The sequence below is a fragment of the Haloarcula montana genome (genome assembly GCF_035666295.1).
Classification (GTDB): Archaea; Halobacteriota; Halobacteria; order Halobacteriales; family Haloarculaceae; genus Haloarcula; species Haloarcula montana.
Genome location: NZ_CP142027.1, coordinates 273,191 through 292,962, shown reverse-complemented (window position 1 = coordinate 292,962; position 19,772 = coordinate 273,191). Strand labels below are relative to the sequence as shown.

The window sequence follows — 19,772 nt, the reverse complement described above, 5'->3', positions numbered from 1 at the left end:
CGGCCGGTATTTAGTTCCGGCTGGCGCGTCAGTTCTCCCGGAGCCGGTCCAGTCGGCGCTCGAACTCCTCGTCGCTCACCTCACCGTTGGCATAGCGCCGGCGGAGTCGCTCGATCGCGGGATCGTCGACACTGTCGGTTCCGGCCGATCGCACGAGCAGGTATCCGAATCCAACCACGCCGGCTACGAACAGCAGCGGGACGACGGGACTGACTCCCCACAGCCAGCCGGGGCCAGCACCGCCAGCCGGTCCGCCACTGTGCATTCCGCCCCCCACATCCCGCCCCCCATCCCGCCGCCGGTCATCGTCACGGAGCCCATGACGATCACGGGCAGAACGACCAGCCCTCCCAGGAGGAGAGCCACGACCCCGGCCAGTCGGCGATCGCTCGTCGTCACTGTCGACCGCCCTCGTTGAAGTGCCGTCGCATACGTGATCGTACGGCGGCCTCGTTCAATGGGATTGTCGTTCAGATACCAAGGTGAACATGGAACGATATCGTCTGAATCGAAAGTCCGCGGGCCGACCCCTCACATCGACGAACCGGGCTGGTACTCGCCGAAGACATCCCGCAGCACGTCACAGACCTCGCCGGTCGTGGCGTAGGCTTTGACGGCGTCGACGAGGTACGGCATCAGGTTCTCCTCGCCCTGTGCAGCCTCCTCCAGTGCCGTCAGTGCCGCCTCGACGGCCTCGTCGTCGCGGTCCGTCCGCAGTTGAGCGACGTTCTCCTTCTGTGCCCCCTCTAGTGCCTCGTCGACCTCCTCGATGTCCTGGTCGTCCTCCTCTTCGACTCTGTACTCGTTGACGCCGACGATGATCCTGTCGCCGGCTTCCTGTTCCTGCTGGCGTTCGAAGGCCACGTCCTGGATCTGGCGCTGGACCCACTGACTCTCGATTGCCTCCCGCATCCCGCCGCGCTCGTCGACCTCCGCGAGCAGTTCGCGGGCGTCGGCCTCCAGTTCGTCGGTCAACGACTCGACGTAGTAGCTGCCGGCCAGTGGATCGATGGTGTCTGCGGCCCCGGATTCGTGGGCGAGGATCTGCTGGGTCCGCAGCGCCGTCCGCACGGATTTCTCGGTCGGCAGGCCGATCGCCTCGTCTTTCCCGTTGGTGTGGAGACTCTGGGTCCCACCCAGGACGGCCGCCAGCGCCTGGTAGGCCACGCGGACCACGTTGTTCTCGATCTGCTGGGCGGTCAGTGTCGAGCCGGCGGTCTGGGTGTGGAACTTCAGCTGTTTCGATTTCGGATTGTCGGCGTCGAACCGTTCGTCCATCAGCGAGGCCCACAGCCGCCGAGCGGCTCGGAACTTCGCGACTTCCTCGAAGATGTTGTTGTAGGAGGCGAAGAAAAAGGAGAGCTGTGGCGCGAACTCGTCGACATCCAGCCCGGCCTCGATGGCCGCTTCGACGTACTCCAGGCCGTTGCCCAGCGTGAACGCGATCTCCTGGGCAGCCGTCGAGCCGGCCTCACGGATGTGATAGCCGGAGATCGAGATGGTGTTGAAGTTCGGGACTTCCGTGGCGCAGAACTCGAAGATATCGGTGATGAGCCGCATCGACGGCTCGGGCGGATAGATGAACGTGTTCCGGGCGATATACTCCTTGAGAACGTCGTTCTGGATGGTTCCCCGCAACTGTTCGCGGTCGACGCCCTGCCGGTCGCCGACGGCGATATACATCGCCAGAAGGACCGACGCGGGCGCGTTGATCGTCATGGAGGTCGAAACCTCGTCCAGCGGGATGCCGTCGAAGACCGTCTCCATGTCACGCAGGGAGTCGATGGCGACGCCGGTCTTTCCGACCTCGCCGGCGGCCATCGCGTTGTCGGAGTCGTACCCCATCTGGGTCGGAAGGTCGAAGGCCATCGAGAGCCCGGTCTGGCCCTGATCGAGGAGATAGTTGAACCGCTCGTTGGTCTCGCGGGCGGTCCCCATTCCGGCGTACTGGCGCATCGTCCACAACCGGCCGCGATAGCCAGTCGAGTAGACACCCCGGGTGTACGGCTCCTGGCCCGGAAGCCCAAGGTCTGATTCGTAGTCCAGGTCGGCGACGTCAGCGGGCGTGTACAGTCGGTCTACCTCGTGCCCCTCTGTGTCTGTGGTGAACGTCTCTTTGCGTTCGCCGAACCGGTCGACGGTCGGCTGGACCTCGCTGTCTTCCCACTCGGCTTTCGCCTCGCGGATACGGTCCAGCTCTTCGGGGTCAAACATGCTCGGGCTGTCGGACGGCGCGGGCTTAAGGGTTCGCGATCATACTAGTATCTCGCCGTTTATCGACGACGGGAGCCGGGGTCTGACAAATGTAGCTATCGTCGAACAACAGCCGATCAGCCGCTCGGAAACTCCTTGAATACCGACTCGAAATCGTCGAACTCCTCGACGGACTTGTTGGCCTCCTCCCGGAGGTTCTCGACGCGCTGGCTCACTTCGTGGTATTCCTCGTGGGCGTCGAGCTCCGCTGGATTCCGCTCGGATTCGAGGGTCGCTTTCTTCGAGGCCGCAGCGAAGAACTCCTGGATCTGTTCGTCGTACGCGGTTCGCGTGAGCATTTCTTCGACTGTCCCTTCGAGTTCCTCGCGTGTGACGGGTTTCGTGAGGTAGTCGTCGAACGGCATCTCGACGATATCGAAGTCGGGATCGACGGCGGTGACCATCACGACACGGCAGTCGATCCCGCGCTCGTCGATACGATTCAACACTTCGTCGCCGGATTTGCCAGGCATCTGCCGGTCGAGGAGGACGACATCGACCGCTTCGTCGATCCGATCGAGCGCTCCGTCCCCATCGTAGGCTGTCCTGACGTCGTATTCGATCGAGAGCCAGGTCGTGTACAGGTCTGCAATGTCCTGTTCGTCGTCGACCACGACGACACTGACACTCTTTGCGTCATCGTCCATCTGCACTGTGTCTCTATCCAACATCGGAACGAGCAGTTTGTCGAACAACTGTCTGACGGTAGCATAAATCCATGCCCTTCATTATCACGTTTGAATACTTCACTCGGCAAGACACGGCCCGTTATGTGGTTCGACGCCGTACGGACGCCTGATGGCTGACGATCCGTCGCTGATCACATCGCTCGCGATCCACGCCGAGGATCTGGTCGCAGCAGCAGAGACGACTATGCACGAGGAGAAGCGCGCGGTGTTACGTGTGACCCCACCGTTCAGTGGCCGGATGCGTGCCCGTCTGCACGTCGTCCAGACCGACCCCGAACCGGAGCCGATCCATCTCGACCCCTGGACACTGCTGGCCGACGACGCACCGCCGGTCCCGACACCCGACGGGACGGAAGACGAACTTCGTGCGGACCCGGATCGGACGTACTCGGTCGAACGTCACCGCGAGTACCACGAACAACGGGTCGAAGACTGGCGTGGCTCGATCCTCGACCACGTTCGGGACACCACTGTCCTCCCCGGCACGGGGACGGAGGTCTCACTGATCATACTCGGCCCGTAGGTGCCACTTCCGAATCTCGTCAATACCCGCTGAGAGGTCTCGATAAAACGTTTAAGAACTGCTGCGATAGTCGTGAAACGTCGTCTGACGGCACGCGAACGCGTAAAACGATTCAAAAACCCCCGAACTCTCTCGCGGTTATATGCGATCCCCCGTTGTATACAGGTACAGGTCCCATGTCGAACTCATCGACGAACGAATGGCTCGCCCTCCCGGAAACATCGCTTACGGATATCCGTGAGTCGATCCTGACGCCCGTTCGCGGAATGGCTTTTTGGACCGCGATCACACTCCCGTTCCTCTATCTTCCGCTGCTCGCGTACGGTCTGGAGTCACCAGCAACCCGTCTGGCCTTCCTGGCCCTCATCACCTGTAACGCGGTCGCGCTGCTCATCGGCCACTCCTACTCCCGGCCCTGAACTCCCGCTTTTGTGTGTCACACACCGCTGACGTACTATGTTCCTCTCTAACGTCGGCCAGCGATGCCACTCTTCACGTTCCTTTGGAGATGGTATGCGCGGGACCGGATTTGAACCGAAGGAAGACTCGCGGTGCTCGTCTTCCAGGGTTCAGAATCCGCCGGCCACAAAACACGACGCTCACGTCCGTTCGAGTCGGTGATGCGCGGGACCGGATGTGAACCGGAGGGAGACGTGCTCACTACGTTGCGCGCGACTCCCAGAGTTCAAATCGGCCCTGCTCTTCGCTCACTTCGTTCGCTCATGCGCGGGACCGGATTTGAACCGGCGGACCCCTACGGGATAGCGTCCTAAGCGCTACGCCTTTTCCTGGCTCGGCAACCCGCGCGCACCAGGTGCTATCGCCGAGTGGAGTATCAAGCCTTCGTTTGCGATCCGGGATACGACGGTTTAGGTACGTCGGGGGCAAACAGCAGGTATGTACCGAGCGAGCGATCGTGTCGAACACGAGCAGTGGCTCTCGGAGATCGAGACCGTCGCCGACCGACTCGGGCTCGGAACCCAGGCACGCTCACACGCTGTCGATCTGTTTCTCTCCGCGCTACCCGATCAGGAGCGGTCGAAACGGGCGACGATGGCCACGAGCATCTACGTCGGCGCGCTGGTTGCCGGCCAGGAGCGGTCCCAGACCGCCGTCGCGGAGGCGACCGACGTCTCCCGGTTGACGATTCAACAGCGCTGGAAAGACGTCCTCGAACGGGCGGGACTGGACGCGCCCTCCTGGTAAGTTACGAGGATCGCCCGTCGCGTTCGGGGGTCGGGGTTCCGTGTTCGTCGATCTCTCCGCGGACGATCCGCGTCGAGGATATCACCTCGCCGTCATCGGCGTAGACGTGGGGAACGACTTCTATTTCGAGTGGGTCGTGCCCGCGTTCCCGGCGAATCTCGTTGATCCGTTTCCCGCCAGTCTCCGTCTCCGGGGAGACGACGAGCACGTCGAACTGTGGTTCGGTCGCGATTCCCGTGGGTTCGGCCAGTTCACGGATGGCCCAGTCCCGATCGTGCTCGGTGGCGAGCGCCGCGAGTTCCGTCTCCAGCGCCGCCTTCCGTTCCTCGTAGGAGCGGATGTGGCGCTCGTCGTGTCGGGTCTTCGGTGCGAGATCGTCGCTGGTGAGTCCGACAGTGACATCCCCGAGCTCGAACGCGCGTTCGAACAGTGCGCGGTGCCCGTCGTGGATGGGATCGAACGTCCCTCCCAGCGCGACATTCATACCGACGAGGACGGCGTGGCTCGGTTTAGTCGTGTCGACTTTTCCCCTCCGAGTGGATACGTCTCAGGGCGTCGCTTCGTCTTCGTCGTCGTCCGGATCGTCGTCCGGATCTGCGTCCTCGACCGAGATCGTCACCGGATCGGAACTATCCGCTGACCCTGTGTCCGGCAGTGGTCCACCGTCTCGATCGAGATAGTCGTCCAGGTTGAAGACTGTATTGAGCCTCGATTGGACGTCCTCGACAGCTGTGTTGACCAGTTCGCTCGGTGCGATTGCACTGTACTCATAGGGATTGTTCCCCGCGCCGTCGCTCTCGCGTTTCTCCCGGGTCACGATGTCCTCGTCGTGGAGCGCAGCCAGCGCTTCCCGAACCGTACTCGGGTAGAGCCCGGTCCCGTCTGCTACTTCGTCGCTCGTACTCCCCGGGTTCTTCCGGAGATTGACGTAGATTCGCGAACGCGTCTCCGTATCGAGTAGCCAGGAGAGCAAGTCGACGAGCCCTTCGTCGAACTGTTCGACAGCACGGTCGGCCTCCTGTTCGATTCGGTTTCGTACTTCGTCTTCGGTTTCCTCGTCTCGTTCGTCCGGTGTTTCGTCGTCGATTGTCATGCGTTGCCTCTACGAGGACAAAAGGTGCCGCCGATGAAAAACCCTCTCCCTCTCAGTGGGGCCGTCCCCCCCGAACTGGTCGGTTCGGCCCGCTCATCTCATACCCACCAGTAATCTCACATATAAATAGCGGCCGTTTCCCCGGCTGGCTATCGGCGCTGAGAGTCTCCCTGTGGTATTTTACTGTCTTGGTCAATAGTACAAGATGTCGCATGGCACGCTGGTCGTCCTGACTGCCGGTACCGTCCTGCGTCGTATCGGAACCGGTGCAGAGGCGGTCCGCGGTGAGTGCCACTGTGACAGTGGACCGGCTCACAGGGCTGGTGGAGCAAACGACCGACGGAAGGTCACTGGGGGGTGACTGGCATCCGTCTCACTTCCGAGGTGCCGGTGTTCTACTGCTCGTCCAGACGAAGCGAGTGGCACAACTCGACGACACTGTCTGACCGGAGCCGTCGCTGCTGACTCGCACCGCTTTCCGCGTCTACGAGCCGGCGAAGGCCGTCGACGCCGAGGCGGTCACACTCACGCTGGACGAGTGTCTCGACGGCCTGTGGGTCTTCCTCGTCCGGCACCAGTAGTTCGGCGTCTCGGCCGTGCCTGATCGCCCGCCACTTGCTCTCGTCTAACAGTTCTCGGCCCATCGCCGTCCCGGACTCGCCGTCCTCGTAGCGAGCACCGAGGTCGGCGACCAGGGCGTGCGTGTACTCGACGAAGGCCATCACCCGATCCGGATCGGCCTGTCCGTCGGGCGCGCGGACCTCGACCGTCCCGAGCCCCGAGTGGGGCCGAACGTCGAACCAGAGTTCTCCCCGATCGTCGATGCTTCCGGTCTCGATCATCCGTCGCTCGTAGCGCTCGAACGCCTCGTAATCCTCGAAGGCCGTCGGCATCCCGGTGTTTGGCAACCCCTCGAAGATCTTCGCCCGCGCCGACTGGAGCCCGGTGTCGAAGCCGTTCCAGTACGGTGAGTTCGCCGACAGCGCGAGCATCAGCGGGAGGTGCCAGCGGAGTTCGTTGGCGATCCAGACGGCCTTGTCGGCGTCGTCGACACCGACGTGGATGTGGAGCCCGGCCGTCGTGTTCCGGTGTTGTGGGTACTTGATCCGGTCTAACTGGGCTCTGTAGCGTGGCTTCTCCGCGTGTTCGAGTTCGCGCCACTTCGCCAGCGGATGCAGTCCTGCGGCGGCGATCCCGAAGCCGTGATCGCTGGCGTGGTCGACCAGCGCGTCCCGGACAGTCGAGAACTGTTCGCGCGCTCGACCCGGATCGTCGATGCGGGGCGTCTGTGTTTCGATGACGCACTTGAACAGCTCGTGGTCCAGGCGGTCTTCGAGAACCGCCGGCGGCTCGGACTCGTAGACGAGTTCGTCCGTCCCCGAGGTCGGACGGCCGTACTCGTCGACGATGTAAAACTCCTCTTCGATGCCAAGCGTCCCCTCGTGGGTAAACGTCTCGCGCGACCCCGTCTCGTCCATCGCCTCGACAATCGGAACCGACGCGCTAAAGTTTTCCGTCACTGGACGACCGCTATCGGGGCTGTGCGACGACGCCGAGGTGGTCCTCGTGGTACGGCGTGAGTCGTTCGGTCTCCAGTATCTCGTAGTGGTCGTCGAGTTCGGCTACTACGTCCTCGAACACCGCTTCGGGGGCTGCGGTGACATCCTCGCTCCGGGCCTTGATCGCCGCCAGGAGGCGGCCGTCATCTGTCAGGAACTGCCGGTTGAGTGCGGCGACCCGTGCCTGTCCGCGGGTCGCCACGTCCTGAACGAGTACGTCGACCGGTTCGACCACGTGCGCGTACGTCTCGGGCCGGCGCGCGTCTTTCAACAGCGGAAACAGGTGGTCTCTGTCGTCGGCGGCCGACAGCAAGTCCCGGAGCGGCCGCGGTGCGAACTCGACGGCGTAGGTCGGCCCGGCGAAGTCCGCGACGTGGCTGACCGTGGTCCCGGCAGCGGCCCCCAGGTACAACACCGTCTCGCCACCGTCCAACCCGGTGTCCATCCCCAGTTCCAGCATCGCACCGAGTTTCGAACGGTGTGGGTCCCACCGGCGCCATTCGCCGTCGGTCGGCTCGCCGTAGACTGGCGAACCGCGCGTCGCCAGTCCCGTCTCGCCGTCGAAGTCGTGTCGCTCGATACCGGCGGGGAGTGTCACTGGTCCTCACCTCGTCGGCCGCGAATCCGTTCGATCCGTTCGTCAAGTTCGTCCTGTAGGGACGGCCGCCGGTCGCCGCTGTAGTGGTCGATCCGCGCGGCGATCGAGAGCTTCCCCGCCAGTGCCCGCGCGGCCGACCCTCGCTCGTCGGGATGGGTCCCGCGAACGTACTCGTGGGTGAAGATCACGCCGTGTTTCGGCGACGGGGCCGAGCCCGTGAGATGCGCGAACAGCGCGTCCTCGGCACCGAGCACCTGGACGGTGCCGCTTGGCTGTTTGGCGAGTGCTTCGAGCCCGCCGGCCAGCGAGAGCAGTCGTGCGGCCAACACCGGGCCGGCCAGCATCGAGAGGTTCGGCGCGACAGCGGGAGCGGCCCGTTCGATGAACGCTCGCAACGAGTCGGCTTCCTCGGTCAGTTCGACGGTCCGTTCGGCCAGCGAGACGAGCGCGCTGTCGGTCCCGTCGTCGGGGGTCCGAGCCGCGACCTCGCGGGCGTAGTCGATCCCGGTCCCGCTTTCCCCGTAGCGGCTCCCGGCCCACTCGCTGACCCGCTCTGTGAGTTCGTTGGCCGTCCGCTCGCAGTCGGCCATCGCCCTGACGGCGTGGACGAGCTGCTGGTCGTCTGCCCCTTCGCGTTCGCGGACGGCCTCGCTGGCGGCTGCCGTCGTCGCCGCCCCCAGCCGCTCGTAGTACTCCTTACGGTCCGTGGCGAACCCCGACTCGACGGCCAGGGACGGCCAGTCGGCGGTGGTCTCGGCCGCGCCCTCCCTGATGCGTGTGACGGCGGCCGCCTCGTCGTCGGGGTCCAGCCCGGCGAACCAGCCGTCAGTGTCCTCTGTCATACGTAACGTCTGGACACACCGGCGTATAGGTGTCATCCTTCGTGCCCGTCGCCGGACTCTGTCGGCCCGACCGAGCCGAAAGACCGACTGTAGACGGCTGCTATCACGTGTTACTACGGCTTTATCTCCTCGAAGCCCCTCTATACTGCCATGGAACCACGATACAATTCCTTCGAGAACATGGACCGTTTCTTCGACCAGATGCGCCAGAGTATGTTCGGCGGGGACCGAGGCGTCGGACGCGGCTTTGACGACAGTGTCCGAGTCGAACGCACCGACGAGGCGATCGTCGTCGTCGCCGACATGCCCGGCTTCGAACCGGACGAGATCGGCGTCCGACTCCACGACGACCGACTCCACATCACTGCCGACCACGACGCTGGCGACGAAGGGAGCGTCCGGCGTCGCTCGCTACGCGAGACGATCGCGCTGGGGGAAGCCGTCGATCCTGAAACCGTCACAGCGGGGTACCGAAACGGTGTCCTTGAGGTACGACTCCCGCTCGAACCGGATTCCCACGAGGGTATCGACATCGAGATCGGCGAGTGATCGAGAAACGTTCGACAACCGGGGAACCGTGAAATCCCCGTATATATTTGTCTGTTCCCATAGAATTACGGGGTATGGTAGGCCCCGAGTCGACGCCAGGGTGGCGGACGGCGGAGACCGAATACACGGACGAAGTTATCGGCGACGACACGCTCGGTGAGATGTTCGCTGCGACCGCCCAGCGCAACGCCGCCGACGACGCGCAACTGTACAAAGGCGGCGCGTACGACCGATCACTCACTGAGGAGGTCATCCCTTCGGCGCCGAGCGGCGAATACGCGGCCATCAGTTACGAGCGGATGCACGATATCGTCAAGCACGTCGCAACGGGCTTGCGGGATATCGGCGTGAGAGACGACACTCGCGTCGGGCTGTTCTCTTCGACCCGGATGGAGTGGGCACTCGCTGACTTCGCAGTGCTCTCTGCGGGCGGCGTAATCACGACAGTCTACACCGAATCGTCGGCCAAGCAGGTCGAATACCTGCTCGACGACCCTGACGCCGAGTTCGTCATCGTCGAGAACGCCGACCTCCTCGACCGGGTGCTCGAAGTGGAAGCGAATCTTTCTCTCGAAGGTATCGTTCTGATCGACGACTACGAGTCCGATCGAGACGACATCTATACGCTCGGCGACCTTTACGACCGTGGAGTCGCCAGCTTCGAGGAGTCCACCTACCGCTCCTGGCTCGACGATCGTGATCCGAGTGATCTGGCCAGTCTGATCTACACGTCGGGGACGACTGGACAGCCGAAAGGCGTCCAACTCACCCACCGGAACTTCCGTTCGAACGTCAACCAATCGCGGAAACGGCTCGCTCCCAGACCGGACAAACACCCCGATGTCCCGGCGATCGGCTCCGGCTCGACGTCGATCTCTTTTCTCCCGCTCGCACACGTTTTCGAACGGCTCGCGGGGCATTTCTTCATGTTCGCTTCGGGCGCGACAGTCGGGTACGTCGAGCACCCGGACACCCTTGCCGACGACCTCCAACTGATCCAGCCGACGACCGGCGCAAGCGTTCCTCGGGTCTACGAGCGGATCTTCGACCGGATGGGCGACCAGGCCAGCGAGTCACCGATCAAACAACGGATCTTCGACTGGGCGGTCAGTGTCGCCAGAGAGTACGCACGGGCTGACGACCCAGGTGTCGTCCTCGAAGCGAAACACGGACTCGCGGATAGGCTCGTCTACAGCACGGTCAAGGAGCGGATGGGGGGCAACATCGAGTTCATGGTCAGCGGCGGCGGGAGCCTCTCGAAGACGCTCTGTGAGACGTTCGTCGGGATGGAACTGACGATCCTGGAGGGGTACGGTCTCACGGAGACATCGCCGGTCATCACGACTAACCCCCCAGAGGATATCCGACCGGGCACACTGGGCGTCCCAGTGTCAGATGTCGAGGTGCGTATCGACACTGGAGTGGTCGACGCCAGCCAGTTCGACGACGTGACCGGCGAACTCGGGGAACTGCTCGTCCGCGGTCCGAACGTCACCAACGGCTACTGGAACCAACCCGGACCCAGTGAGCGTGCGTTCACCGAGATCGACGGCAAGCGGTGGTTCCGTACGGGAGATATCATCGAACGGACGGACGACGACTATCTGATCTATCACGACCGGATCAAAGAGATCATCGTCCTCTCGACCGGGAAGAACGTGGCGCCACAGCCCATCGAGGATCTGTTCGCGACGAGCGACCGCGTCGACCAGGTGATGGTGGTCGGCGACGACCAGAAGTTCGTCGGGGCGCTCATCGTGCCGAACTTCGAGGAACTCCAGCGGTGGGCCGACGCCGAAGGGATCGACCTACCCGCGGATATCTACGAGCGCTGCGACGACGACCGAGTCAGAGAGTGGGTCCAGGTCGCTGTCGACGAGTGTAACGCCGACCTGGAGAAAGTCGAGCGGATCAAACAGTTCGAACTGGTTCCCAGGGAGTGGACCGCCGAGAACGATCTGCTCACGCCATCGATGAAAAAGAAACGCCGGAACATCAGGACGGAGTTCGAGGCTAAACTCCGGGAGATCTACGGCGACGACTACAGCGACGGACAGTGACCGCCGTCTCGACGCCGGGCCGACCACGCCGTCAGTACCGTACGTCGACCGCCCGCTCACGTGGGCCGTCACACTCGACGAGCAGGATCGACTGCCACGTCCCGAGATCGAGCGACCCCTCGGTGACCGGGACCGTCACGTCCGGCCCGACGAGCATCGCTCGGACGTGTGCGTCTGCGTTTCCGTCGAGGGCATCGTGTTCCCAGCCGTCGTCGTCGACCAATCCGGTCAGTGACGCCGCGAGGTCACCCAACAGACGTGATTCGGCCTCGTTGACCGTGACACCGACGGTGGTGTGTCTGACGAAGACGGTACAGGTCCCGTCCGCCTCGGGTGGTATTGCGTCCGCGACGTGGTCTGTGATGTCAACCACGGTCGTCCGCTCGTCGGTCTCGACGGTGCACCGTTCGCGTCCCATATCGACTGTTGGTGCCGCCCCCGTGAGTAGCTTTGCCATGGAAACCGGCACGAACGAACTGACTCAGGCCAGCCAGTCGTCGGGTTTCGTGTCGTAGTCGATGTCCGTCGCGGTGAGGTGTTCGACCTCCGACCAGTCGGTCGTCTCGACGGTGACCGCCTCGCCGTCGTAGCGGATGCGCTTGCCGACCGGTTCGGGTTCCGGTTCGCGGTCCCGGCGTTTCGCGACTTCCACGTCGTGGTCGTCGAACTCCTTGACGATCGTCAGGAGGTTCACTGGGTAGCCCCAGAGTTCAAACACCCGTTTGAGCACGTCGCTGGCTTGCTCGATGTCGAGCATGACGCCGTTGTACTGGTGGGCCAACAGCAGTTCGTTGCGGTTGCGGTAGTTGCCGTCCTCGACGACGATGGTCGGCTTGCCGAAGTTGGTGAACTGCAACATCAGCTTCTTCTTGACGTCCTCGTGGTCGGTCGAGGTGACCCGATAATCGCCCGAGGCGTGGGTGTACTCGTAGGTGAAGTAGTCGTTGCTGTCGACGAACTCCTGGGTCAGGAACGCATCGAGGAAGGTCACGTCGTTGTGGCTCTCGCGGACCTCCCGCATGCGGTCCCAGCCGCTGGTGTAGTCGACGTCCGCCAGCGCCGCCTCGATGTCGTCGTATCGGTCCTGTTCGAACAGATACCGCGAGACCCGTTCCAGTTCCTCCTGGCCGACGTTCGAGACGAACCCGCGGTTCTGCGGCCGGACCAGGGAGTAGTGGCGTTCACAGAGTCCCTCGTAGGTCAGCACCTTCCAGGGGTAGGTCCCCAGGTCGAACTCGTCGTCCTGAGCGGCCGCCAGTCCGTCGGCGTCGACGCGGGGGTCCTCGGAGTCGAGGTCGTCGAGGTGTCCCGGCACGTCGGTCAACCAGGCTGGGGGTTCGAGCTGGTCCTGGACCGCCGCGAAGTCGACCACGTCGTGGAAGTTCCGCCAGGTGATCCCCTCGGTCCGCAGGAGCCGTTCGATCACTTCCCGCCGGTTCTCGGTGTTCTCGACGTACTGCCAGATCGCCAGCCCGAGGCTGTAGGGGTTGAGCCCGCCCGAGCCCAGCACCTTCGACATGTGGTCGGCATAGAGGACGAACTCGTCGTCGCCGGCGAAGTTCTCGTCGGTCATCATCACCGACTCCCAGTAACTGGCCCATCCTTCGTTCATCACCTTGGTCATCTTCTGTGGCGCGAAGTAGTACGCCTCCCGGCGCAACAACTCCAACAGGTCCCGCTGCCAGTCGGTGAACTCCGTCGCCTTCTCGGTGTCCTCGTCGTAGCGGTTCCCGTGCTTTCGCAGGAACCCGAGAATGTCTTTCTCCGGTTCGGCGGGGAAGGAGACGCCGTCATCGTCGCCGTTCTGTGCGTCGAGCCACTCGTCGTCGAAGACCTGCCGTTTGACCTCGTCCGAGAGGTCCAGTTCGTCGAGTTGGTCGGCGACGTCGACGCCCTCCAGTTCCTCGAACTCCTCGGGGCCGGTCTCGACCGGCGCGTACGGTTCGTGTTGGTCGATGTTGTCCTCCAGACAGAGGACGTGGTCGATGAACCGCTCGACCGCCGCGCGCTCGATGTCGGGGTCTTGCATGTACTCCCGGATGGTATCGGCGTGCCGGGAGAGCATCTCCGCGGCCTCGGGGCTGCGGACTCGCCGCTCGCCCTCGCTACCGCTCGTGATCCCGTCGGCGAACATCCGGAACCACTCGTTGTTCGCGAAGAAATCAGCGTGTGCTTCGACGTGGGTGATGACTGCCTTCTGGTCGGCCAGCGTGTTCGATTCCTGGAGGAAGGCGTGGGCCGGGTCGTCGTTGTTGACGATCTCGAAGGCCTTCCCGCCGAGGAACTGGGTCTGTTTCTGCTGGCGGTCGTACTGCATCCCCCAGCGCCAGTGGGGGTACCGCCGCTGGAACCCGCCGTAGGCGATCAGTTCGTTCATCTCGTCGTAGTCGACGACCCAGTAGTTGACCGGGTACGGCGAGAGCCCGAGCTTCTCGGCCAGGTTGCTCGCCTCCGCGACGTGTGCTTCGAGATCGGCGGCGATGCGCTGTTTCGTGATCCTGTCGTCGGTGCTCATTCGTCTTCCTCCGTGCTGAGTATCTCGTAGATCGCGTCGACCACGTCCTCCGGCGAGGAGACGTACGCGACAGCGACGTTGTCGGCGTCCCGGAAGCTCCGTTCGACCTCTTCGGCGTGGGTGGCGTTGATCGCGTTGCCGCTCGGTTGGGTCTCCACGTAGGCGTGGAGGTTCGCTGGGATCTCCCGCATGAGCGGGATCACCTTCTCCTCGGTGTCGTTGCTGGAGTTCTCGCTGTCGCCGGCGGCGAAGACGTATCGGTTCCACTCGCTCCAGGGGTACTCCTCCTCTAAGACGGCCGCGGCGAGTTCGTAGGCGCTGGAGATGCGGGTCCCGCCGCCCGAGCGGATGCCGAAGAACTCCTCGCGGTCGACCTCCCAGGCGTCGGCGTCGTGGGCGATGTAGACGAACTCGGCGTTGTCGTATTTCCCCTGGAGATACCAGTCCAGCGGCGTGAACGTTCGTTCGACGAGTTCCCGTTTCTGCTGGCGCATCGACCCGGAGACATCCCGGATGTTGACGACGACGACGTTCTTCTCCCGTTCCTCGACGATTTCCGGGTAGCGGTACCGTTCGTCCTCCCGACGGAAGGGGACTTCGTCGACGCCGTCCCGGCGGATGCGCTGGGCGGTCGTGACCTGGTCGACCGCCGTTTCCATCTCCTCGATGGATTCCCACTGGCTCTTCTCGTCGCTGGAGAGCTCTCCGTAGGCGTCCTCGATCCAGGCTTTCGAGACGGGGATGTTGTTCTCGCGTGCCCACTCGAAGACGGACTGTGGCCCCCACCCCTCGACTTTCAGTGCCTCGCGGACGTAGTCCTCGTCGAACTCCATCGCCAGCTTGCGCTTGAGCCCCTTCTTGAACAGCCGCTCGAAGTCCAGCGTCGAGGACGGCCCCGTCCGGGTCATGTCGGTGAAATCGCCCTCTTTCTCCTCGATGACCTTCTTGCCTTTCGGCTCCAGGTCGAGGCCGAGTTGTTCGTCTAACTCCTGGGCGAACTCCTCGGGGTCCATCTCGTAGTACTCGTGGTCGCCGCCTTCCTCGCCGGGGTCGCCGTCCTCGTCGCCGTCGCCGGGCTGGGGCTGTGGCTGCCCGACGGGGTCGCCCGGCTGGGCGCCCTCGCCTTGCCCGACGCCGCCTTTGTCCCGCTGGTCGTACTCGAACGTCGGGAGGTCGACGATCTTGATGGGGATGCGGACCTCGTCGTCCCGTGACTGACCGAGGTCACCGTACTGGATGAACTCGGCGAGGTCCTGCCGGCGCTGCTCGCCCACTTCGCGGTACCGTTCGAGGTCGTCTCTCAATCCCATCTGTAGCTCACCTGGTTCATCACGTGTCGGCTCGTCAGTTCGGCCGACGCCTCGCTGTAGTCGTGTAACTCGACCATGTTGGTGATTGTCTGCGCTTTCAGTCGGGCCGTCTCGGTCCCCGAGGGTGGGGCGTCCCACTGCCGCGGGTCGAAATCCTCGAAGGTCCGCTCGACATCGTCCCAGTCGTGGCGCCCGAGGACGGTGTTGATGACGGGGATCTCCGTCGGCGAGACGTCGCCGACCTGGAACTCCTCGTCCCGGCGCTGCCACGCGTGGCGGTTCAGCGCCGTGATGATCTTGTCGGTGCGGAACGTCTTGACGGCCTCGTCGGGCTCGTTGCCGGCGTAGTTCTTCTCGTCGAACCGGCCCAGATGTTCGATCTCGAAGACTTTCATCTCCAGGGGGTCCGGGTCGACGTACTCGCCGCGGTCGTTGACGATCTGCTCGTCGGACTCCCAGGCGTAGACCTGCTCGATGTAGGCCTCGACGGTCGCCTCGTCGACACGCTTGTCCCGCATCATCGCGTCCAGCACGTCCTGTTCCTGCCGGCCGAAGACGTAGTTCTTGACCGCCACGACTCGCTCCTCGTACTCACTGGCCTCGTTGACCGAGAACACCGGCGCCTCGCGCATTCCCTCGGCGACGGCGTTGAGCACGTCACGGGGCATGACGACGTGTTCGACGGGGAGGTCGGGGTGGTGGCGGTCCTGTGTCTCGTGGAGCAGGTCCGCGACCACGTCCCGGACGTAGGTGACCGGAATCCCGTGGTCGCCGTCTCTGGCGGTCGTCTCCAGGTCGTAGTCGTCGATCTCGACCCGTTCGTCGCCCTCCATCAGGTAGCCACGATCGAACAGCAGCGCCTTGTCCACCAGATCCAGCCCGTCCGGGACCGAGTGGTCGTCGAGCCGCGAGACGACGGCGTACAGCGCCGCCGCCTCGATCGTGTGGGGCGCGAGTTCCTTCTCGGTCACGCCGGCGAGTTCGTCCCGGACCGAGATGGTCAGTGGCTCCTGTATCCAGCGCTCCAGTTGCTCCCAGGAGTCGGGGTCCCAGACGCTCGTCTCGTCGGTCAACTCCCGCCGGAGCAACTGGGCCTCAAGCGAGAGGTTCGTCAGGTAAGTAAACTCCCGCTTGTCCAGTCGCCGTTTGAGCGCCTTCAGCGGGTCCTGGCCCTCACGGTCGGCGTGTTGGTTCAGCTGTGCCTCCAGGTCGGGGTTCGAGATGATGATGAGTTGCGTGTCGATGTCCATCCCGATCCCCTTGTCCAGTTTGACGTGGCTCTCGTCGGGGACGTTCAGCAGTTTCTGGAGCAGGTCGGCGTGCTGGCCGGCGTCCTCGACGACCGTCAGCAGTCCGTTGCCCTGCGAGAGGACGCCGTCGTAGCTAAAGGCCTGGGGGTTCTTCCGACCGCGGGAGTCCAGTTCGCGAAGCATCCCGTGCATCCAGGAGCCGACGAGGCGCTCCTTGGGCGTCCCCTCGTCTTCGGAGTGGAGGACACCGATGCCCCGTCCCACGTCAACGACGAAGTTCTTGACCCGGAGGTGGGCCGGCGCCGTCACCGCCGAGAACAGGTCCGCCGTCCCGCTTCGGCGGTACTGCTCTTCGAGGTAGTCGTAGGCCTCCCGGGAGAACGGGTCCAGGTCGCCCTCGACGCGGATCGGGATGTGGTCGTCGAGCCGCTCGTTCAGCGTCGAAAGCAGGTCCCGGCGGACGTCCTCGGGGAACACCGTCAGGGGGTGGACCTGGACGGGGCTCTCGTACCAGTCGTCCTCGTCGGCGATGGGCTGGTCGCCGTAGGTCAGCGCCGAGTCGGTGCCGCCCGCACCGGCGACGTTCCACTCAAGGGTGTAGCGCCGGCCCGCCGGCGTCTTCGAGTACTCGCGCAGGCCGTTGATGAGACACCGCTTGAGCTCCGATTTCCCGGTCGCCGTGGGGCCTTCGAGCCAGATGATCTTCTCGTCTTTGCCCCGGCCGGCCGCGATCGACCGCAGGTCGTCGACGAAGGCGTTGAGCACGTCGGTGTTGCCGAGGATGGCGTGCTCGCCGTCGTTGTGGGGGTCGTCGAAGAAGCGATACCGCTCTTTCTCCTCGCCCTCCTCGATGACGGTCCGTGTCCCGGCCGCCTCGATGGCGTCGAGCAGGTACTTCGAGGCGTGAGCGGCCAGTTCCGGCGTTTCGAGGAGTTGGTCGACGTACTCGGCCAGGCTCATCGGGGCCTCGTAGGCCTGGTCCAGCGAGTCGTCCGCCCGACCGATGTACTCCTCGCCTGTCATCACTCTTCCATTTCGCTCTTTGCGACCTCGGCGCCGGCGAACTCCAGGACTTCCTTGGCGCCTTCCTCGGAGTAGCCCTGTTCGATGAGGGCGTCGATCCACTGGTTGCGGTCGTCGTCGTCCATCTCGCCGCTGGAGACCAGCGCCGAGAAGTTGATGTTGTGTTTCTTGTCCTCCCAGAGTTTGCGTTCCAGGGCGCGGCGCAGTCGGTCGTTGTCCTGCGGGTGGAACGTGTCTCCCTCGCGTGCGCGCCGGGAGACCCAGTTCGACACTTCCTGGCGGAAGTCGTCCTTGCGGTCCTCGGGGAGGTTGAGTTTCTCCTCGACCGAGCGCAGGAACTGCTCGTCGGGCTCCTGCTGGCGGCCGGTGAGTTCGTCCTCGACGGTGTCGTCGTCGATGTAGGCCATGACGTGGTCCATGTACTTCTCGCCCTGGCGCTGGATCTCGTCCATGTCGTAGGCCAGGGCGTGGCGCACGTCCTCGATGGCCCGCTCCTTGTACTCCTCGCGGACGAGTTCGAGATAGCGGTAGTACTCCTCGAAGTTCTCCTCGGCGATCGAGCCGTGGTTCTCAAGGTTCCCCTCTAAGTGGTTGAACGTCGTCAGCGGCGAGAGGAACTGCCGGTCGCGGTGCATCGAGTCCATGATCGCCTCGGCGATCTCGTCGCCGATGAACCGCGGGGAGACCCCGTCCATCCCCTCGCCGATGTCGGCGGTCTTCTCGGCCTCGTCTCGGAGCTTCTTGACGTCGATGTCGTCAGCCTCGTCGATCTCGCCGTTGTAGGCCTTGGCCTTCTGGACCAGGTCGATCGAGGAGGTGTCGGGTTCCTCGATGCGTGTCAACACGCCAAAGAGCCCGGCCATCTCCAGGGTGTGGGGTTCGACCTGGATGTCCGGGAGGTCGGCGTTGCGGAGCATCTTCCGGTAGATTCTCGACTCCTCTTCGTACTGGAGGACGTACGGGAAGTCGATGCGCTTGGTCCGGTCGTTGAACGCCTCCATCTTCTCGTCGCCTTTCTTGTCCCGGTACTCGGGCATGTTCGTCCGGCCGACGATCACCTGGTCGATGTCGATCCGGGGGTTGTTCTTGGGCTTGATCGTCTGCTCCTGGGAGGCGTGCAGGAAGTCATAGAGGAACTCCCGCTGGAGTTTCAGCAGTTCCTCGCCGGAGAAGATGCCGCGGTTGGCGTTACAGAACGCCCCGGAGTAGTCGAACGCCCGTGGGTCAGATTCCCCGTAGATGGCGATCTTCGAGTAGTTGACATCGCCCGTGAGTTCCGTCTCGTCCTGGTTTTTCTTGTCCTTGGGCTCGAAGGTCTCGATGCCGCGCCGCCGGTTCTCGTCGGCGACGAAGCGGGTGATCTCGACGTGGTTCTCCAGGACCTGCTGGAGATCGTCGTCGTAGTACGCGAGCAGCTCGTCCATGTAGAACTCGCTTGCCGGGTCCAGCGCCTGCTCGTTGCGGATCGTGTAGGGGGCGTCCAGTTCCTCGTTGATGTCCTCGATGACTCTGTCGCGTTGCTCCTGGGGGAGTAAGACCAGCGGGTCCTGGTTCATCGGCGAACGAACGATGTCGTCGGCCGGGTCCTGGTCGTCGACCACATCACAGAGGTTCGTCCACCGGAAGGTGTACATCCGGCCGTCGTCACGGCGGGTGTAGTTCTCGAAGTACCGCCGTAGCTGGCGGTCGAAATCGGACTTCCCCGACCCGACCGGTCCCAACAGGAGTTTGATCCGCTTCTGTGGACCCAGGCCACGAGCGCCGGATTTGACCTTGTTGACGAACTCGTGGATCGCCTCGTGGACGACCCGGCCGTAGAACGTGTTCTCGCCGTCGTTCAGCGGGTCCTGGCTGGCGAGTTCGTACTCGACGACGCCGGCTTCCTTGTCGTACTCGGTCCCGTAGTAGTCAAACATGTCCGCCACCCGCTGGTGAGCGTTCCGGGCGATCCGGGGTTCGTCGTACAACTGCTCTAAGTACCAATCGAACGATTTCGACTTCCGGAGGTCGGCTGGTATCGTGTCCCGGTACTCCTTGCTCAACGCTTCCAGTGTCTCTTTGTTCTTGCTCATGCTATCACAGTGAGTCCGTCTCGCGGTCAGTACCACCAGACGCCGCGGGGATCGCTCGCGGTAGCGTGTCGGTAACGGAAGGCCCGCCGTGCTCGGCGTGCGTGCGAGCGGGCGGCACTCGGCCCGTCCGAGTGGGCCGGTCGTAGTCCCATGGCATTGTTTGTCTTCGACGGGGGAGACGGGGCCGACTCCACCCGGGCTGTGAACGGCTGACAGTGCGCGACTGTTTC

General features: G+C 63.7%; 18 protein-coding genes and 1 tRNA gene. 5 read left to right on the top strand and 14 right to left on the bottom strand.

Going from position 1 to position 19,772, the window contains the following annotated elements:
- Positions 1–28: 28 nt before the first annotated feature.
- From VJ109_RS01505 to VJ109_RS01495, 3 genes are all read right to left on the bottom strand, one after another.
- On the bottom strand, positions 29–265 hold the full coding sequence (locus tag VJ109_RS01505; protein ID WP_324758501.1) for an SHOCT domain-containing protein: 237 nt from the start codon (positions 263–265) through the stop codon (positions 29–31).
- Positions 266–531: 266 nt separating this feature from the next.
- On the bottom strand, positions 532–2,214 hold the full coding sequence (locus VJ109_RS01500; protein WP_324758500.1) for an acyl-CoA mutase large subunit family protein: 1,683 nt from the start codon (positions 2,212–2,214) through the stop codon (positions 532–534).
- Positions 2,215–2,330: 116 nt separating this feature from the next.
- Complete coding sequence (locus tag VJ109_RS01495; protein ID WP_324758499.1) at positions 2,331–2,900, bottom strand: response regulator transcription factor; 570 nt, start codon at positions 2,898–2,900, stop codon at positions 2,331–2,333.
- Positions 2,901–3,051: 151 nt separating this feature from the next.
- On the opposite strand from VJ109_RS01495, the gene VJ109_RS01490 reads away from it, so the two are divergent.
- Both VJ109_RS01490 and VJ109_RS19605 read left to right on the top strand, forming a co-directional pair.
- Positions 3,052–3,465, top strand: a complete 414-nt coding sequence (locus VJ109_RS01490; protein WP_324758498.1) for a DUF8009 family protein — start codon at positions 3,052–3,054, stop codon at positions 3,463–3,465.
- Between the two features lie 176 nt (positions 3,466–3,641).
- Positions 3,642–3,884, top strand: a complete 243-nt coding sequence (locus tag VJ109_RS19605; RefSeq protein ID WP_491745815.1) for a DUF8028 family protein — start codon at positions 3,642–3,644, stop codon at positions 3,882–3,884.
- 304 nt (positions 3,885–4,188) lie between these two features.
- On the opposite strand, the gene VJ109_RS01480 is transcribed toward VJ109_RS19605, so the two are convergent.
- Positions 4,189–4,272: transfer RNA gene (locus VJ109_RS01480), tRNA-Leu, on the bottom strand.
- A 90-nt stretch (positions 4,273–4,362) separates the two neighbouring features.
- Here VJ109_RS01480 and VJ109_RS01475 point away from each other — a divergent pair.
- On the top strand, positions 4,363–4,671 hold the full coding sequence (locus VJ109_RS01475) for a cyclin family protein (protein WP_324758496.1): 309 nt from the start codon (positions 4,363–4,365) through the stop codon (positions 4,669–4,671).
- A 1-nt stretch (position 4,672) separates the two neighbouring features.
- Here VJ109_RS01475 and VJ109_RS01470 read toward each other — a convergent pair whose 3' ends face one another.
- The 5 genes from VJ109_RS01470 to VJ109_RS01450 form a co-directional block, all read right to left on the bottom strand.
- Entirely contained in the window at positions 4,673–5,155 is a 483-nt protein-coding gene (locus VJ109_RS01470) for a phosphopantetheine adenylyltransferase (protein WP_324758495.1), read from the bottom strand.
- A 63-nt stretch (positions 5,156–5,218) separates the two neighbouring features.
- On the bottom strand, positions 5,219–5,764 hold the full coding sequence (locus VJ109_RS01465) for a winged helix-turn-helix transcriptional regulator (protein ID WP_324758494.1): 546 nt from the start codon (positions 5,762–5,764) through the stop codon (positions 5,219–5,221).
- A gap of 395 nt (positions 5,765–6,159) precedes the next feature.
- Positions 6,160–7,242, bottom strand: coding sequence for a glutamate--cysteine ligase (locus tag VJ109_RS01460; RefSeq protein ID WP_324758493.1), 1,083 nt, complete (start codon positions 7,240–7,242; stop codon positions 6,160–6,162).
- A 52-nt stretch (positions 7,243–7,294) separates the two neighbouring features.
- A complete protein-coding gene (locus tag VJ109_RS01455) occupies positions 7,295–7,921 on the bottom strand; it encodes a fibrillarin-like rRNA/tRNA 2'-O-methyltransferase (RefSeq protein WP_324758492.1) in 627 nt (208 codons plus the stop codon).
- Entirely contained in the window at positions 7,918–8,763 is an 846-nt protein-coding gene (locus VJ109_RS01450; RefSeq protein WP_324758491.1) for an NOP5/NOP56 family protein, read from the bottom strand. The genes VJ109_RS01455 and VJ109_RS01450 overlap by 4 nt, the downstream gene beginning before the upstream one ends.
- A 150-nt stretch (positions 8,764–8,913) precedes the next feature.
- Here VJ109_RS01450 and VJ109_RS01445 point away from each other — a divergent pair, with 150 nt between their 5' ends.
- Positions 8,914–9,312: an Hsp20/alpha crystallin family protein gene (locus VJ109_RS01445; protein ID WP_324758490.1), complete on the top strand. Its 399-nt coding sequence runs from the start codon at positions 8,914–8,916 to the stop codon at positions 9,310–9,312.
- Positions 9,313–9,386: 74 nt separating this feature from the next.
- Complete coding sequence (locus tag VJ109_RS01440) at positions 9,387–11,372, top strand: AMP-dependent synthetase/ligase (protein ID WP_324758489.1); 1,986 nt, start codon at positions 9,387–9,389, stop codon at positions 11,370–11,372.
- Positions 11,373–11,403: 31 nt separating this feature from the next.
- Here VJ109_RS01440 and VJ109_RS01435 read toward each other — a convergent pair whose 3' ends face one another.
- The 5 genes from VJ109_RS01435 to VJ109_RS01415 all read right to left on the bottom strand — a co-directional run bounded on the left by VJ109_RS01435 (position 11,404) and on the right by VJ109_RS01415 (position 19,542).
- Positions 11,404–11,790, bottom strand: coding sequence for a secondary thiamine-phosphate synthase enzyme YjbQ (locus tag VJ109_RS01435; RefSeq protein WP_324758488.1), 387 nt, complete (start codon positions 11,788–11,790; stop codon positions 11,404–11,406).
- A gap of 63 nt (positions 11,791–11,853) precedes the next feature.
- On the bottom strand, positions 11,854–13,887 hold the full coding sequence (locus VJ109_RS01430) for a SpoVR family protein (protein ID WP_324758487.1): 2,034 nt from the start codon (positions 13,885–13,887) through the stop codon (positions 11,854–11,856).
- Positions 13,884–15,197, bottom strand: a complete 1,314-nt coding sequence (locus VJ109_RS01425; protein ID WP_324758486.1) for a YeaH/YhbH family protein — start codon at positions 15,195–15,197, stop codon at positions 13,884–13,886. The genes VJ109_RS01430 and VJ109_RS01425 overlap by 4 nt, the downstream gene beginning before the upstream one ends.
- Complete coding sequence (locus VJ109_RS01420) at positions 15,188–17,470, bottom strand: PrkA family serine protein kinase (protein WP_324758485.1); 2,283 nt, start codon at positions 17,468–17,470, stop codon at positions 15,188–15,190. The genes VJ109_RS01425 and VJ109_RS01420 overlap by 10 nt, the downstream gene beginning before the upstream one ends.
- A complete protein-coding gene (locus tag VJ109_RS01415) occupies positions 17,470–19,542 on the bottom strand; it encodes a PrkA family serine protein kinase (RefSeq protein ID WP_324758484.1) in 2,073 nt (690 codons plus the stop codon). The genes VJ109_RS01420 and VJ109_RS01415 overlap by 1 nt, the downstream gene beginning before the upstream one ends.
- Between the last annotated feature and the right edge of the window lie 230 nt (positions 19,543–19,772).

Bases quoted from the DNA above. Each gene is read 5' to 3' on its own strand.
- VJ109_RS01505 (WP_324758501.1), bottom strand. From the start codon at position 265: ATGCACAGTGGCGGACCGGCTGGCGGTGCTGGCCCCGGCTGGCTGTGG.
- VJ109_RS01500 (WP_324758500.1), bottom strand. From the start codon at position 2,214: ATGTTTGACCCCGAAGAGCTGGACCGTATCCGCGAGGCGAAAGCCGAG.
- VJ109_RS01495 (WP_324758499.1), bottom strand. From the start codon at position 2,900: ATGGACGATGACGCAAAGAGTGTCAGTGTCGTCGTGGTCGACGACGAA.
- VJ109_RS01490 (WP_324758498.1), top strand. From the start codon at position 3,052: ATGGCTGACGATCCGTCGCTGATCACATCGCTCGCGATCCACGCCGAG.
- VJ109_RS19605 (WP_491745815.1), top strand. From the start codon at position 3,642: ATGTCGAACTCATCGACGAACGAATGGCTCGCCCTCCCGGAAACATCG.
- VJ109_RS01475 (WP_324758496.1), top strand. From the start codon at position 4,363: ATGTACCGAGCGAGCGATCGTGTCGAACACGAGCAGTGGCTCTCGGAG.
- VJ109_RS01470 (WP_324758495.1), bottom strand. From the start codon at position 5,155: ATGAATGTCGCGCTGGGAGGGACGTTCGATCCCATCCACGACGGGCAC.
- VJ109_RS01465 (WP_324758494.1), bottom strand. From the start codon at position 5,764: ATGACAATCGACGACGAAACACCGGACGAACGAGACGAGGAAACCGAA.
- VJ109_RS01460 (WP_324758493.1), bottom strand. From the start codon at position 7,242: ATGGACGAGACGGGGTCGCGCGAGACGTTTACCCACGAGGGGACGCTT.
- VJ109_RS01450 (WP_324758491.1), bottom strand. From the start codon at position 8,763: ATGACAGAGGACACTGACGGCTGGTTCGCCGGGCTGGACCCCGACGAC.
- VJ109_RS01445 (WP_324758490.1), top strand. From the start codon at position 8,914: ATGGAACCACGATACAATTCCTTCGAGAACATGGACCGTTTCTTCGAC.
- VJ109_RS01440 (WP_324758489.1), top strand. From the start codon at position 9,387: ATGGTAGGCCCCGAGTCGACGCCAGGGTGGCGGACGGCGGAGACCGAA.
- VJ109_RS01435 (WP_324758488.1), bottom strand. From the start codon at position 11,790: ATGGGACGCGAACGGTGCACCGTCGAGACCGACGAGCGGACGACCGTG.
- VJ109_RS01430 (WP_324758487.1), bottom strand. From the start codon at position 13,887: ATGAGCACCGACGACAGGATCACGAAACAGCGCATCGCCGCCGATCTC.
- VJ109_RS01425 (WP_324758486.1), bottom strand. From the start codon at position 15,197: ATGGGATTGAGAGACGACCTCGAACGGTACCGCGAAGTGGGCGAGCAG.
- VJ109_RS01420 (WP_324758485.1), bottom strand. From the start codon at position 17,470: ATGACAGGCGAGGAGTACATCGGTCGGGCGGACGACTCGCTGGACCAG.
- VJ109_RS01415 (WP_324758484.1), bottom strand. From the start codon at position 19,542: ATGAGCAAGAACAAAGAGACACTGGAAGCGTTGAGCAAGGAGTACCGG.